The organism is Alteromonas sp. W12 (assembly GCF_001924945.1).
Taxonomy (GTDB): domain Bacteria; phylum Pseudomonadota; class Gammaproteobacteria; order Enterobacterales; family Alteromonadaceae; genus Alteromonas; species Alteromonas macleodii.
In genome coordinates this window covers 162,906-177,220 of the sequence record NZ_LQXH01000008.1, presented here as the reverse complement: position 1 = coordinate 177,220, position 14,315 = coordinate 162,906, and the positions used below count along the sequence as shown (strand labels likewise).

The following is a 14,315-nucleotide window of genomic DNA, read 5'->3' as shown; positions in this document are numbered from 1 at the left end:
TGGTGTGGCTTTAGTGTTGTGACCCTCACCTTTACTAGGCTATTATGGGTTTGCTAAAGCGCGGTTAACCAAAAATTCACTATATTATAATAAAGCAGTACCATCAGTGGCAGCATGACATTCAATAAACCCAACCCACAATCTCTGGTTGTTTATCTGAACCAGCATCAAAAACAGCTACATACCATCGTAGTGGTTCTGCTCAGCCTGTATTTAATTGCATTTGCTGCCAAACTCGTGTGGCGAATTATACCCGAACCTCAACTATCTGCGACACCCACAGTAAGCCGTGCTCCGGTTATTTCTTCGTCGTCAGGCCAAAATGGGGTCAACATCGCCAAAATACAACAGCTGAATTTATTTGGTAATGCTGCGGCCAAACCTGCTGAACCGGTCGCCGAGGTTACCGACGCACCAGAAACGCGCTTAAACTTAACACTGACGGGCGTTGTGGCCAGTTCAGAGCAGGAGGCTGGTACCGCTATTATTGAAAATCGCGGCAGCCAAGCGGTTTATGGCTTAGGTGAGAAGATTGAAGGCACCAATGCCACGTTGCAAAAAGTGTACAACGATCGCGTTATTATTAAGAACGGGGTGAGAAACGAAACCCTGATGCTTGACGGAATTGACTACGACGAAGCTAATCGTCGCCGTGAAATGCAGGCAAGAAACCGACCTGAGCCAGAAGAATTAGAAGAAGACACCGTTGAGCTTAGCGACGAAGCATTAGAGGCAACTGCAGCTCTGCGAGAGCGTCCAGCCAACTTCACAGACTTTATTTCAATATCGCCAAAAACTGAAGAAGGCCAGCTTATCGGCTACCAAGTGAGCCCAGGCAAAGAGCCTGAATTATTTAAATCGGCAGGGCTTCAGGCTGGTGATGTCATTACACAGATTAACGGGCTAGACCTTACCGACTTGCAGCAATCGCAAGAGGCGCTGTCTGAGCTACGCAATGCACAAACTATAGAATTAACGATTATTCGAGATGGCAGTTTAACTACGCTATACCTAGATTTACCCGAGTCTTAATACCACTAACGGTAGCAGCGCTATATTGTCGCTAGGTAAGCAAAATAACAAATAAAGCAATTCGGTCATCGACAAGTTAGGAAATGAAGGAAGTTAGAATGAAAAGGCGCACTAGCCAAAAACTATTATCTCGCTTGAGCACAGCCATGTGTACAGCGCTTCTGTGTTTCTCGGTGACGGCCGCTGAGTACATGCCTAATTTCAAAGATACTGACATCAACGAGTTTATTAATATTGTTGGTAAAAATCTTGAGCGCACCATTATTGTCGACCCTAACGTACGTGGAAAAATAAGCGTACGCAGCTATGACATGCTCGATGAAGATCAGTACTACCAGTTTTTCCTAAACGTACTACAAGTGTATGACTTCGCCGTTGTAGAAATGCCTAGCGGTATTTTGAAAGTGGTTCGCTCGAAAGACGCTAAAACATCCAATATTCCTGTTGTTGAAGGCGCTAATCGCGACGGCGATGAAATGATCACTCGCGTTGTGCCTGTTTATAACGTACCGGTGCGCGAACTTGCACCTATTTTACGTCAGCTAAATGACCAGGCGGGCGGCGGTAACGTGGTTAGCCACGACCCATCGAACGTAATGATGTTAACCGGCCGTGCTGCGGTAGTTAACCGACTAGTAGAAATTATCGAGCGCGTGGACCGTGCCGGTGACGAAGAAGTAGAAATCGTTAAACTTCGCTATGCGTCAGCATCAGAAATGGTGCGCATCATTGACAGCATTAATAAGTCGCAAGGAAAAGCTAATACAGGAACTAAGTCGGAGCCTCGCGTTGTGGCAGACGACAGAACTAACTCGGTTATTGTGAGCGGCGATATTAAAGCACGCCAGCGTCTTATCAACCTTATTCAGCGCATGGATCAAGAGCTTGAATCAAACGGCAACACCCGCGTGCTGTTTCTTAACTACGCTAAAGCGGAAGATTTAGTAAAAGTATTGCAGGGCGTATCTGCTAGCATTCAAGCAGAAGAACAAGGCGGTGGCACTACATCGCGCCGAGCGGGTTCAAACCGTGAAATCAGCATTGATGCACATGAAGATTCTAACGCCATTGTTATTACCGCAGAGCCAGACATGATGCGCTCGTTAGAAGAGGTAGTACGTCAGCTTGATATTCGCCGTGCGCAGGTACAAGTTGAAGCCATTATCGTTGAAGTCTTTGAAGGCGACGGCACTACATTGGGTGTGCAGTGGGCTTCTGAAGCCGGCGGCGGTACACAGTTCAGCAACGGTGTTGTACCGGTTGGATCATTGGCGGTAGCCCTTAAGCAAGCAGAAGACGATACCGATACCGAAGCCTATGTAACAGATGATGGCGAAGTGGTCACAGTTAACACCACCGATGAAGGCGATTACACCGCACTAGCGAGCCTTTTAGGCGGCGCTAACGGCCTTATTGCCGGCGTTATCGAAAATGGCTGGGGCGCGGTAGTACAAGCAGTAAGTACCGACACCAATTCAAATATTCTTGCCACACCTCACCTAACTACTATGGATAACGAAGAAGCGTTTTTCATTGTAGGTCAGGAAGTGCCTATTATCACAGGCACAACTACAGGGGCGAACAACTCTAACCCTTTCCAAACCGTTGACCGCCAAGAAGTGGGTATCAAACTTAAAGTTACGCCACAAATCAACGAAGGCGACGCGGTACAGCTGCTGATCGAACAAGAAGTGTCTAGCGTAAGTGGCGCTACATCGGTAGATATTTCAATTAACAAGCGTGAAATTAAAACCACGGTGATTGTAGATGATGGCGGCACTATTGTTCTTGGCGGTTTGATTGACGAAGACGTGCAAGAAAGTGAATCAAAAGTGCCGTTATTAGGTGACATTCCAATACTCGGTCACTTATTCAAATCGACATCAACCAGCAAGCGTAAGCGTAACTTGATGGTATTCTTAAAGCCGACTATCGTCCGCGACGGCGCAACAATGAACGCAATCAGCCATCGCAAATACAACTACATTCGCGCACTTCAGCTTAAACGCCAGCAAGAAGGTGTTTCGCTAATGCCTTATGAAGAGACGCCAAGCATTCCTCAATGGGATGACGCACTCGCTTTACCTCCTTCATTTGAAGAATACCTCTCGGAGAAAGAGAAGCAGAAACAAGAAGAAGGTAACGACTAACATGGCAGGGCAGGACGAACAGATTACTCAGGCATTAGAGGCACAAGAAGAAGCCTTAGAAGCCATGGGTGAAGACGCCGGTTTGCCTGAAGAAGAGGCCGGCCCAAGACAGCTTTCTTTTAGCTTTGCAAAGCGTAATCAGGTGTTGCTGGAAACCAATGAAACACCTGCGGTTTTGTATTTCACAGAGAATACGCCGTTTGATGTATTTGCCGAAGTGCGACGCTTCTACGGCGAACCTTTTGTTCCTAAAACTATTCCTGCCAATGAGTTTGAAAGCCTGCTTACCAGCGCCTTTCAGCGCGATAGTTCTGCGGCTAAACAACTTATGGAAGACCTTGGTAACGAAAGTGATTTGTTCGCTCTTGCTGAAGACTTGCCTGACACTGAAGACCTGTTAGACAGTGAAGACGATGCGCCTATCATCAAGCTTATCAACGCCATGTTGGGCGAGGCGATCAAAGAAGGTGCATCAGATATTCACATTGAAACCTTTGAAAACCAGCTTGTGGTTCGTTTCAGGGTAGACGGCGTATTACGCGAAATTTTACGTCCTAACCGCAAGCTGTCTTCCATGTTGGTGTCACGTATAAAAGTTATGGCGAAGTTAGACATTGCCGAAAAACGTGTGCCTCAGGATGGTCGTATAACGTTGCGTATTGCAGGGCGAGCGGTGGATGTGCGTGTTTCTACTATGCCTTCAAGTCACGGCGAGCGCGTGGTGCTGCGTTTATTGGATAAGAACAATGCGCGCTTAAATCTAGAAGATTTAGGCATGACGCTGCAAAACCGTAACCACTTTTCATCTCTTATTCGCAAGCCTCACGGCATTATTTTGGTTACCGGTCCAACGGGCTCGGGTAAAAGTACTACCTTGTACGCAGGGTTAACCGAAATAAATTCGCGAGACAGAAACATTTTAACCGTTGAAGATCCTATTGAGTTCGATCTTCCGGGCATCGGACAAACACAGGTTAATCCCCGTGTAGATATGACTTTTGCCAGAGGCCTTCGCGCTATTTTGCGTCAAGACCCCGATGTAGTGATGGTGGGTGAGATTCGTGATATCGAAACGGCGCAAATTGCTGTTCAAGCCAGTTTAACCGGTCACTTAGTACTCTCTACTCTGCATACCAATACGGCAGCAGGCGCGATCACCCGTTTAGAAGACATGGGTATTGAGCCATTTCTGCTGTCTTCGAGCTTATTGGCCGTCTTGTCACAGCGGCTCGTTCGTACCCTGTGCCCAGATTGCAAAAAGCCACATACGCCTGACGCTTCTGAGCTTGAAGTATTAGGGCAAAACGCCACAAGCGAGACCACCATCTACAAGCCCCATGGCTGCGCCGCGTGTAATCAAACCGGATATCGCGGTCGTACCGGTATTCACGAGCTATTGTTGGTAGATGAAAAAGTGCGCGAGATGATGCACGAAGGTGTAGGTGAGCAAGCCATTGAACGCTACATCAGAAAGACGACACCAAGCATTCGTGAAGACGGCTGTAGTAAAGTGCTGGCGGGCGCTACCTCACTTGAAGAAGTGCTTCGAGTTACGAGGGAAGACTAAATGGCGGCATTCGCTTTTAAGGCGGTTAATGCCCGCGGTAAAAATACAAATGGCGTACTTGAAGGAGATAATGCACGCCAGGTTCGCCAACAGCTGCGCGAAAAAGGCTTAATTCCCTTAGAAGTAGAGCAGGTCGCAGAGCGCGCACAAAGCGAAGGCAAAGGCCTGTCGTTTTCTTTATTTAAACCCCGTATTTCAGCATCAGACTTAGCGCTACTCACGCGTCAGCTCGCCACCCTTGTAGAATCGGCCCTTCCCGTTGAAGAAGCACTGCTTGCCGTCGCTGAACAGTGTGAAAAGCCTCGTCAGAAAAACATGATGATGGCAGTACGCAGTAAAGTCGTGGAAGGACATGGACTTGCCGATGCATTGGGTCAATTTCCAAGTGTGTTCGACGAGCTATACCGTGCGATGGTTGCAGCTGGTGAAAAATCAGGTCACCTTGATACCGTGCTTAACCGCCTTGCTGACTACACAGAACGCAGACAACAAACCCGCAGCCAAATTACTCAGGCGATGATTTATCCATCGCTAATGCTGTTTTTTGCAATGGGTATCGTGTTGCTATTGTTAACGGTGGTAGTGCCCAAAATTGTGGGGCAGTTCGATCACATGGGGCAAGACCTCCCGGCCATTACCCAGTTTCTAATTTCTGTCAGTACCTGGCTGCAAAATTACGGCTTATTTATGCTTATTGGTATTGCCGTGCTTGTTGTCGTTATTCAGCGCGTGCTGCAGCAAAAGCACATGAAGCTGCGCTACCACAGAGCGCTGTTAACCTTGCCGTTAATTGGCCGGGTGTCTCGCGGGCTCAATACCGCGCGTTTTGCACGTACCTTAAGTATTTTAAGTGCCAGTGCGGTTCCACTACTAGAAGCTATGCGTATTTCAGGTGATGTGCTGGAAAATCAGCATATTAAAAACCAAGTGGCAGATGCAGCCATTAACGTTAAAGAAGGCAGCAGCCTGCGGGCAGCACTAGATAACACAAAAATGTTTCCACCAATGATGATGCATATGATTGCGTCTGGTGAAAAATCGGGTGAGCTACAGCAAATGCTAGCTCGCGCCGCAGATAATCAAGATAGGGAATTTGAAGCGCTTATTGGTGTCTCACTTAAGGTATTTGAACCCTTACTTATTGTATCGATGGCAGGCATTGTTCTGTTTATCGTTATGGCAATATTGCAACCAATTTTAGCATTGAACAACATGGTGAATATTTAATGAAAACACTTAATCGCAGTTCTGGTTTCAGTTTGATTGAAGTCATGGTCGTACTTCTAATCATCGGTATTATGGCGTCTATGGTGGCACCGCAAATCTTGGGTAACCAAGAAGAAGCGCAGCTTAAAAAAGCGGCGGTAGACATCCAGCAAATGGAAAGCGCGCTTGAGATGTATAAGCTGCGTAACAACCGCTTTCCAACCACAGAACAGGGACTAGAAGCGCTAGTTACCGCACCAACTATCGACCCAATTCCACGTAATTACCCTGAAGGTGGTTTCATTAAACGCCTGCCTGAAGATCCGTGGGGCAATCCATATGCACTAATTAGCCCGGGAGAACTTGGCGTAGTTGATATTTTCTCTAATGGTCCAGACGGCGAACCGGGTACTGATGATGACATTGGTAACTGGAACATTAACGAATACCTGAACTAACCTTTATGCGCAACCGCGGCAGTACATCTTTGAAAAAAGCAGGCTTTACCCTATTAGAAGTCATGCTGGTACTGCTGCTTATGGGATTGGCGGCGGGTTACGTTATGTTTAACGCATTCGGTGCGAGTAAATCTGACCTGCTAAAAACCCAAGCGCAACGCCTGCAGGTGATTGTTGATATGGCCAGCGATTTTGCGGTGTTAAATCAACAACAGCTTGGTGTGCGGTTTGAAGCCGATAAAAATGAATACTACTTTGTCTACTTAGACGACGATGATGAGTGGCAGCGTATCGAAGGCGAAAAAACCTACGAGCCTTATACGTTACCTGAGCCTTTCACCTTCACTTTAAATTTAGACGACTTACCATGGGATGTTGAAGACAGGCTCTTTGACAGGGAACTATTCGACGAGAATTTAAGTGTTTCTGATGAAGGGGTTGAAATAGGTAACGAAGAAGAGAAAAAGCTGCCTCCGCCTCAAGTGCTTATAATGTCGAGTGGCGAAATTACGCCTTTTACCTTGTCGTTTAATTACGAAGGTGATGACGGCGACAACCCCGTCTATTACAGCCTGCAAAACCAAGATCTTCCGCCTTTAGTGCTTGAAGGGCCTCTGGAGAGACCACTATGAGTGCGTTCAACGTTGATGCATCGACAAAGAACGTTGCACCTGCCACGCCACGCCAGCAAAGTGGCTTGACGCTACTGGAGGTTATGGTTGCCCTGCTTATTTTTGCGCTAACCGGTACAGCAGTACTTAAAGCTGCAGGCGAGCACTTATCAAGCGTTGGGCAAATAGAATCTGTCACCTTTGCCAACTGGGTGGCAAGCAATCGCTTAAACCAGCTTCAATTAGATACCACGTGGCCGCCCAAGAACAACTTAAAAGGCACGATGGAGATGGCCGATCGCACGTGGTACTGGCAGCAAACGGTGACAAAAACCAACGACAACGACTTGCGATCGGTAACCGTTTCGGTGGGTGAAGACGAAAGCTACGGCAGTTCAGTTACATCAGTAACCACTTTCGTTGCTAAACCGACGGCGGGAAATTAGCATGCAGCGCGGATTCACGCTTATCGAAATACTGATTGCTATGGCCATATTCACCCTAATTGGGCTTGCATCAACAGGTCTACTTACCACAGTTATCGACAGCAATGATATTTCAGAAGAGCGTTTTGCAAAACTTCAATTATTGCAGCGTGCCATGATCACGATTGAGCGAGACCTTCAGCAAGCCGTGCCTCGTGCAGCAAGGGTTAACGGCGAAAAGCAAGACGTGGTCATGTCTGGCGGTGAAACCGACGACAGCGACGATGACGGCATTGGTTTTGTACGTGGAGGGTGGCACAACCCTCAGTTAATGTTGCCACGAAGTACCCTACAGTTTGTCGCCTATAGACTTAGAGAAAACAAACTGGAGCGCCTTTACAGCAACTATGTGGATAACGTCATAGGCTACGAGCCCAAAGTCCGTGTGCTGTTAGAGGATGTAGAAAGCTTAAAAATTGAATTTCTTGCCACCGCTAACAGTAGTTCCTTAGATGAAGACGAAGACCTGTCATGGAGCGAAAGTTATAAAGGAGCTGCACTGCCGCGCGCGGTGGCCATTGAGTTTGTCAGCAAAGACTTCGGAAAAATACGCAGAGAATTTACCTTAACTACGGGTGAATCGTCATGACAATCAAGAGTACTCAGCGCAAGTCGATTGCTCCACCCGCTAAGCAGCAAGGCGTGGCATTAATGATTGTGCTCATGATAGTAGCCTTGGTTGCGGTATTAGCCACAGAAATGGGTACACGCTTGCAGCTTCAGGTGCAGCGTACGATGAACTTAAAAGACAACAATCAAGCCTACTGGTACGCCATGGGAGCCGAGGCTTTTGCGCGTAAGTCTATCCAGTCTTTGATAGAAGAAAGCCCGAATGTGATTTCTATAGATCAGCCTTGGGCACAAGAATTCAGCTATCCTTTAGAAAACGGTGGTTTAACCGCTAACTTAGACGATTTGCAAGCGTGTTTTAATTTAAACGCGATTACGTCTGGCAGTGCAGGAGGCGCGGGCAGTAACAGCGGTAATGGCAGCAGTGGAGCGAGTAACACCACGGAAGCCATGGACGCTTTTCACACTATGTTGCTATCACTTAGCGTTGACGGACTAGACAACTACACCGCAGATACCTTACGCGACAGTTTAGCCGACTGGGTCGACGAAGATGACAGAATGCGCCCTTACGGTGCAGAAGACAGCGAATACGAGTCCAGAGAGTTTCCTTACCTAGCAGCTAACGGACCACTGGCATCAAAAAGTGAATTGCGTATTATTAACGGTGTATCACCACAGTGGCTAGACGCATTACTGCCATTAGTTTGCGTGATCCCGGATTACAATGAGTTGAAAATTAACGTCAACACTTTAGAAGAAGAAGATGCACCATTACTTGCAGGCCTAACGGGGTTAGACATTCAGCAGGCTGCAAGTTTGATTAGCAGTCGCCCGCAAAACGGCTGGGACGATACCAATGCATTTTTAAGCGAGCCCTCTATTCAAGCGCTTAATTTAACAAGCACTCGACAAGATTGGTTTTCGGTTAAAACTGAATATTTTATGTTGCATACAAAAACACAATACAACAAAGCAACCTTTAAGCTTTCCACCGTGTTTCACGTTAATGCCGATACCGGCGTTAGCATCGTGAATCGCGAGTTTGGGGGAACCTATTGATGGAACAACTCTTGGTGCGTTTAGGCGCCAACCATACAGACCCAATTAGCTGGCTCGTTTATTCGCGAACCGAAGATGAAATTATTGCATCGGGCGAGCTGCCTAATGCAGAAGCCTTATCTTCGCTGACCGAACGCGCGGGACAACGAAGTGTTATTGCCTTAGCTCCTAGCAGCGAAATTTTACTCAAATGGGTTGAGCTGCCGCCTAAAGCTGGCCGCAAGATCATTTCTGCCATCCCGTTTATGCTAGAAGACGAGCTTGCCACTGACATTAGCCAGCAATTTTTTGCGATCGGCCCTAAACGAGGCGATGAACAGGCCGTTGCAGTAGTTAGCCATGAAAAGATGGAGCTGTGGCAGTCCTGGCTTAGCGAAGCAGGGTTATTCTGCGACACCATTATCCCTGATGTACTCGCAGTGCCAGTCACCGAAAACGGTTGGTCAGTGCTTACGTTAGGTGAACAGCTTCTCGTTCGACAAGACACATTCAAAGGCGTGCAGGGCGAGGCAACATGGTTACTGCCAACTCTTGTCCATTTTACAGCACAACAAGAAAGCCCGATAACCATTACCAATTATGCGGGTATCGATTTAAGCAGTTTGCCAAATATTGAAGAAGCACAGGCCCCCTTAGAGTTGCCTATGCAAGTATTGGCAAAAGAGGCGATGCAAAGCGGCTTTAACCTATGCCAAGGCGATTACAAAGTAAAACGCAAACGCAGCGGTGTTCTGAATCAGTGGCGTGTTGCGGCAGTATTAGCAGTGTTAGCGCTATGCACCAGCCTTATCGACAAAGGGTTTTCTCTTTACCAGCTTAAAGCCCAAAATCAGGCGTTAAGCAGTGAGATTAATACCGCTGTTAAAGCGGGTTTCCCCAATATTGGTACCTATCGCAACGTGCGATTGAAGCTACAAAGCGAGCTTGCCAAGTTAGAACAAGGCGGTGGCAGTGCCTCTATGCTAATAATGCTAGACCAGCTCGCTCCGGCTTTTTCAGCCACTGATGTAAAACCGCAAACACTGCGCTTCGATGCCACCCGCACTGAGATTCGCATTCAGGCGCAAGGTAAAAACTTTGAAGCGCTAGAGCAGTTTAAACGTACAGCAGAAAACGCAGGCTTTGTGGTTGAACAAGGGGCCATAAATAATCGTGACAATGGCGTTGTAGGTACAGTATCAGTAAGGAGTACCTCATGAATGCACTCTTAGAAAAGTACAAAGCGCTGACCGAGCGCGAACAAAAGTTAGTACTGGTTTCAGCTTTGCTATTAATAATTGCGCTATTTTATTTTGCGGTATGGTCGCCGCTTAATGCTGCTTTAGATAAACAGAAACAGCTTCTCGACAATCAGCAATCCTTGTTGGTTTGGGTAAAAGACAGTGCAGCAAGAGCACAGCAATTGCGCCGCAGCAGCGGGGGTAAACGAACATTCTCTGGCTCGTTACCGCAAGCGGTAAACCGCACTACTGCTCAGCACGACATTGCTATATCTCGTATGCAGCCACAAGGCGACGAGCTTCAGGTGTGGATTGATCAGGCGCCGTTTAACAGTGTTTTAGAATGGCTCAAAGCCATGGAAAATATGGGCGTGATTATTCTTCAAGCGGATATTGCCGAGGCCGATGCGCCAGGCTATATCAAAATTCGCCGATTACAATTAGGTAAAGCATGAAGTCGAAAGTTAGTTGGATTATAGGCGGCATTATTGCCTTCTTATTGTTTGCCATTGCTTACATGCCTGCTGTTCACGTTATTGGCCGTATTGCGTTACCTAGCAATGTTGCCGTTAGTGGTGTTAGCGGCACCTTGTTTTCCGGCAAGGCACAAACTGTAGTGGTTAATGGCCTGCCTATCAACAATGTAAAATGGGAGCTTAGTCCCTTACATATGTTGATAGGTAAAATTAAATTAAACCTTAAAGCAGGTAATATTCGCGATAAAAACGACATTGCATTTGAAGGGCCTATTACCACGGGGCTTTTCAGCCAAAACAGTGTAAATACCGAAAACTTCACGCTGTATTTACCGGTAGACCGCGTGCTTGCACAAGTTCGCCTTCCGCTGCCAGTAAATGCTGGAGGGCGCTTTAAAGTGTCGCTTAGTGACTTAACGTTTGGGCCTGCGTGTCAATCGCTAAACGGTACCGGAGATTGGCTAAACGCGACGGTTGCCGGTACACAGGGTCCTATTGATTTTGGCACTTATTCCGCAAAGCTGCGTTGTGAAGGCGATGACATTGGAATACTAGTAAGCGAGCCTAACTTACTAAGCTTGTCGATGGATGCGGTTATCCCTACTACGATGAAAAATATTCGAGTAAGTGGTAAATTTAAGCCTGACGACAGCTTACCGCAAGAAGTCCATCAGGCCGCACGCTTGTTTGGTGCGCCGGATAGTAGCGGCTATATTGCGATTAAGCTGTGATGCATAGCACAACCTATGCGTAGAATTTCTAGGTCACCAGCGTACTCTACGTTTGTGGCCAGAGGAACTGGGAACACTTTTTAACAAAGGATTGTAATCATGAACAAACCTCTTCTAGCTGGCGCGGGCGTAACTTTGGTTGCACTTGGCGTTGCCCCTTATTTTATTGGCACTAGCGTTCACGAAAATGTTAGCGCCGCCGTAAACGAAATTAACCAACAAGCCGTTTATTCTGCCGAGGTACTTTCGTATGACAAAGGCTGGTTTTCGACAACAGCGGAAATCAAGCTTGCTGTCGATTTTCAAGCGCTAATCAATGCACAGAATGTTGACTCCACTGATATACCAATGGAAGAAAACCCTAGCATTACCGCTACGCTAGTAGCTCATCACGGACCGGTGTACTTTGGCGATGGCTTAGGATTAGGCCGCGTTCACTATACGGTCTCTATTGATGGAGATGAGTTAAGAGAATACGTTCAGTGGGATGGCCAACAGCCAATTTATCGCAACGAAGGCGTGGTTGGTTTGTTTGGTGGACTAAGCTACGCAGATGTTATTCCAGCGCTTAGCGCGACGGCCGAAGAAGAGGGGTTGACGCTACTTTTCTCTGGTTATGCGGGTGAAGCTGAGCCTGATGGTGACAAAACTTTGTATACGTCGTCGGGTGAATCGCTAAGCATAAGTGCAGATGAATTTTCCTTAGAGATGAAAAATCTGTCTATGGATATGAGCTATGATGGCGATATGGTAGCGGCGTTCAAAGGTGACTTATTTGAATCTACTGGTAAGGCGCGTATTGAAAGCATAGAAATTTCCAACATTGAGCCAGGTGCGACAGTTAAGATTGAGAACCTAGCTTTTGCTACTGACGTCAAGATTGACGAAGACAATAACACCGCCAATGTCTACGTAGAATACGCTGTCGACAAAGCTGTGGGCCCTGAGCTTGATGCTACAGACATGGTATTAGGCGTTGCCATCAATAACTTAGATATCGACTTCATTAAGGCCTATCAAGAATTTAGCAACAATTCATTATTAGTGCCTTCTGAAGAAGTGCCAGCGAAAATGATGGAGTTTATTGAAGCTAACTTGCTAACACAGCTTAAAGCTGAGCCTGAGATTAATATAACGAAGCTGAAAGCAACGTTGCCTGAAGGGTCGTTTAACGCTTACGCAAACACGAAATTAGTGGGTATAGATGCACTTCCCGGTACGTTGGAAGACGCCGCTTATTGGGTCACGCATTTGCTGGCCGATGCACAAATCACCGCCGATAAAGCGCTTGCACAGAGTATGGCATCTGGCTATATGATGGGCCAACTAATGGCGACGCCACAAGCACAAAATATGACGGCTGAAGAGCTTCAAGCCGCTGTAGAACAACAGACACCTATGATGCTAAGTACCTTTGCTCAACAAGGTTTAATAAAAGAAACCGAGAAAGGTTACGAGACAAAGCTAACACTAAAAGATGGCGAAGCCAGTGTAAACGGTACGCCTATTCCGCTGCCTTTTGCCCCTCAATAATAGTTAGAGAACCTCTATAAAAGCGTAAACCGTGTATCGCAGACGGTTTACGCTTATTTTATTCCTGTTCAGACAGGGTAATGTTCATTAAATCTTCAGCGGCATATACTCGACCTTCAGCTACAACAGTAATCGCCTCAGTAAGTGCATCAAGACCCGGTTCGCTACGTTTCATAATATGAGACAACACTATTTGCTTAGCGTTTGACTGCGCGGCAATGTCGATAATCTGAGTCGGCGTCATATGCAAGTTCTTAGCAACCTGACCCGCGTCATCACCAATGGCGTTGTGCAGCACCAAAAGGTCTGCGTTTTTAGCAAAACGAGCAAGGTTTCCTTGTTTATCATTGGTATCGCCTGAAAATACCGCCTCGCAGCCATTGGCCTTGACCTTCCACGCTAATGCTGGAATAGGCCCGTGGTTCACCGTTATTGCCTCAACACTGACGCTATCGTTTACATTACGTTTAAACGGTTGTTCAAAGGTTGTGGCCCCGATGCTTTTTGTGGATATCGCATAGTCATCTTGGCCTTCTATGGTGTAAGAAGACAGATACTTAAACGCGCCGTTTTTCCCAATTAACGACGACACATAGGCGTTTGTGGACGGCATAATGTCGTTGCCCTCTGGCCCCATTATTATTAAATCCTTCTCGCGATCGGTGAAATACCCACCTTTTACAAAGCTTGGCAAATCGGCGGAGTGATCGGTGTGTAAGTGGGAAAGCAAGATAACTTCTAACGATTCAAACGTTGCCCCCGCAGCGCCAAACTGAACGCTGCTTCCGCTTCCAGCGTCTACCAACACGCGGGCGCTGTCATTTATCCAAACCACATAGGCACTAGATGTTCTGCCGTCATCCAATTCAGGTCCACCCGACCCTAATATTTGCACCGAAACGTTATGGCAACCCATAGGACTGGTGCTTAGGCCGGCATCGTCTGATGTAGTTGAAGGTTGAGACAACGGCTGCGCTAAAGCCGAGAACGATAGAATAGCAGTGGTTGTCATAGCGCAAAAAAACGCAGTTTGTTTTCTACCGCGCTGTTCGTCCTGCCTTGTAAGCTCAAAGCCTGATCTTGCATTACTTAACCGTTCATTTATAACCGTCATAACCATCGCCTTATGTTATTCCCTACTCATTAATACACAGATATTTGATTAAAAGACCGTTTGCCCGGACGAAACTATTCATCCTAGTTGACTGTGCACT

14 protein-coding genes are annotated in these 14,315 nt (G+C 46.9%); 13 read left to right on the top strand and 1 reads right to left on the bottom strand.

What is annotated here, in order from left to right; genetic code table 11:
* The first annotated feature begins 114 nt into the window (after positions 1 to 114).
* The 13 genes from gspC to AWH61_RS12130 all read left to right on the top strand — a co-directional run bounded on the left by gspC (position 115) and on the right by AWH61_RS12130 (position 13,101).
* Positions 115 to 1,032, top strand: coding sequence for a type II secretion system protein GspC (gene gspC, locus AWH61_RS12190; protein ID WP_014951305.1), 918 nt, complete (start codon positions 115 to 117; stop codon positions 1,030 to 1,032).
* 98 nt (positions 1,033 to 1,130) lie between these two features.
* The gene (gene gspD, locus AWH61_RS12185) at positions 1,131 to 3,182 is read left to right on the top strand and encodes a type II secretion system secretin GspD (RefSeq protein WP_014951306.1); all 2,052 of its coding nucleotides are present in this window, start codon (positions 1,131 to 1,133) and stop codon (positions 3,180 to 3,182) included.
* A gap of 1 nt (position 3,183) precedes the next feature.
* Positions 3,184 to 4,749, top strand: coding sequence for a type II secretion system ATPase GspE (gene gspE / locus AWH61_RS12180; RefSeq protein WP_014980696.1), 1,566 nt, complete (start codon positions 3,184 to 3,186; stop codon positions 4,747 to 4,749).
* Positions 4,750 to 5,976, top strand: coding sequence for a type II secretion system inner membrane protein GspF (gspF, locus tag AWH61_RS12175; protein WP_075177186.1), 1,227 nt, complete (start codon positions 4,750 to 4,752; stop codon positions 5,974 to 5,976).
* Positions 5,976 to 6,413, top strand: coding sequence for a type II secretion system major pseudopilin GspG (gene gspG / locus AWH61_RS12170; RefSeq protein WP_014951309.1), 438 nt, complete (start codon positions 5,976 to 5,978; stop codon positions 6,411 to 6,413). The genes gspF and gspG overlap by 1 nt, the downstream gene beginning before the upstream one ends.
* Before the next feature lie 5 nt (positions 6,414 to 6,418).
* Positions 6,419 to 7,045: a type II secretion system minor pseudopilin GspH gene (gspH, locus tag AWH61_RS12165; RefSeq protein ID WP_014977775.1), complete on the top strand. Its 627-nt coding sequence runs from the start codon at positions 6,419 to 6,421 to the stop codon at positions 7,043 to 7,045.
* Positions 7,042 to 7,470: a type II secretion system minor pseudopilin GspI gene (gspI, locus tag AWH61_RS12160; protein ID WP_014980699.1), complete on the top strand. Its 429-nt coding sequence runs from the start codon at positions 7,042 to 7,044 to the stop codon at positions 7,468 to 7,470. The genes gspH and gspI overlap by 4 nt, the downstream gene beginning before the upstream one ends.
* Before the next feature lies 1 nt (position 7,471).
* Positions 7,472 to 8,098 carry a type II secretion system minor pseudopilin GspJ gene (gene gspJ / locus AWH61_RS12155; RefSeq protein ID WP_014951312.1) on the top strand — a complete coding sequence of 209 codons (627 nt, stop codon included), beginning with the start codon at positions 7,472 to 7,474 and terminating at the stop codon, positions 8,096 to 8,098.
* Positions 8,095 to 9,141: a type II secretion system minor pseudopilin GspK gene (gspK, locus tag AWH61_RS12150; protein ID WP_014980701.1), complete on the top strand. Its 1,047-nt coding sequence runs from the start codon at positions 8,095 to 8,097 to the stop codon at positions 9,139 to 9,141. Before gspJ ends, gspK begins: the two co-directional genes overlap by 4 nt.
* Complete coding sequence (gene gspL / locus AWH61_RS12145; RefSeq protein ID WP_075177185.1) at positions 9,141 to 10,340, top strand: type II secretion system protein GspL; 1,200 nt, start codon at positions 9,141 to 9,143, stop codon at positions 10,338 to 10,340. The genes gspK and gspL overlap by 1 nt, the downstream gene beginning before the upstream one ends.
* Entirely contained in the window at positions 10,337 to 10,816 is a 480-nt protein-coding gene (locus AWH61_RS12140) for a type II secretion system protein M (protein ID WP_075177184.1), read from the top strand. The genes gspL and AWH61_RS12140 overlap by 4 nt, the downstream gene beginning before the upstream one ends.
* Positions 10,813 to 11,568: a type II secretion system protein N gene (locus AWH61_RS12135; protein ID WP_039228726.1), complete on the top strand. Its 756-nt coding sequence runs from the start codon at positions 10,813 to 10,815 to the stop codon at positions 11,566 to 11,568. Before AWH61_RS12140 ends, AWH61_RS12135 begins: the two co-directional genes overlap by 4 nt.
* Before the next feature lie 99 nt (positions 11,569 to 11,667).
* Positions 11,668 to 13,101: a YdgA family protein gene (locus AWH61_RS12130; protein ID WP_075177183.1), complete on the top strand. Its 1,434-nt coding sequence runs from the start codon at positions 11,668 to 11,670 to the stop codon at positions 13,099 to 13,101.
* Between the two features lie 58 nt (positions 13,102 to 13,159).
* On the opposite strand, the gene AWH61_RS12125 is transcribed toward AWH61_RS12130, so the two are convergent.
* Positions 13,160 to 14,215 carry an MBL fold metallo-hydrolase gene (locus tag AWH61_RS12125; protein ID WP_075177182.1) on the bottom strand — a complete coding sequence of 352 codons (1,056 nt, stop codon included), beginning with the start codon at positions 14,213 to 14,215 and terminating at the stop codon, positions 13,160 to 13,162.
* Between the last annotated feature and the right edge of the window lie 100 nt (positions 14,216 to 14,315).

What these genes read in the sequence shown, in the direction of transcription:
- gspG (WP_014951309.1), top strand. Translation starts at nt 5,976, where the DNA reads ATGAAAACACTTAATCGCAGTTCTGGTTTCAGTTTGATTGAAGTCATG.
- AWH61_RS12130 (WP_075177183.1), top strand. Translation starts at nt 11,668, where the DNA reads ATGAACAAACCTCTTCTAGCTGGCGCGGGCGTAACTTTGGTTGCACTT.
- gspD (WP_014951306.1), top strand. Translation starts at nt 1,131, where the DNA reads ATGAAAAGGCGCACTAGCCAAAAACTATTATCTCGCTTGAGCACAGCC.
- gspF (WP_075177186.1), top strand. Translation starts at nt 4,750, where the DNA reads ATGGCGGCATTCGCTTTTAAGGCGGTTAATGCCCGCGGTAAAAATACA.
- gspL (WP_075177185.1), top strand. Translation starts at nt 9,141, where the DNA reads ATGGAACAACTCTTGGTGCGTTTAGGCGCCAACCATACAGACCCAATT.
- gspJ (WP_014951312.1), top strand. Translation starts at nt 7,472, where the DNA reads ATGCAGCGCGGATTCACGCTTATCGAAATACTGATTGCTATGGCCATA.
- gspC (WP_014951305.1), top strand. Translation starts at nt 115, where the DNA reads ATGACATTCAATAAACCCAACCCACAATCTCTGGTTGTTTATCTGAAC.
- gspK (WP_014980701.1), top strand. Translation starts at nt 8,095, where the DNA reads ATGACAATCAAGAGTACTCAGCGCAAGTCGATTGCTCCACCCGCTAAG.
- AWH61_RS12135 (WP_039228726.1), top strand. Translation starts at nt 10,813, where the DNA reads ATGAAGTCGAAAGTTAGTTGGATTATAGGCGGCATTATTGCCTTCTTA.
- AWH61_RS12125 (WP_075177182.1), bottom strand. Translation starts at nt 14,215, where the DNA reads ATGACGGTTATAAATGAACGGTTAAGTAATGCAAGATCAGGCTTTGAG.
- gspE (WP_014980696.1), top strand. Translation starts at nt 3,184, where the DNA reads ATGGCAGGGCAGGACGAACAGATTACTCAGGCATTAGAGGCACAAGAA.
- AWH61_RS12140 (WP_075177184.1), top strand. Translation starts at nt 10,337, where the DNA reads ATGAATGCACTCTTAGAAAAGTACAAAGCGCTGACCGAGCGCGAACAA.
- gspI (WP_014980699.1), top strand. Translation starts at nt 7,042, where the DNA reads ATGAGTGCGTTCAACGTTGATGCATCGACAAAGAACGTTGCACCTGCC.
- gspH (WP_014977775.1), top strand. Translation starts at nt 6,419, where the DNA reads ATGCGCAACCGCGGCAGTACATCTTTGAAAAAAGCAGGCTTTACCCTA.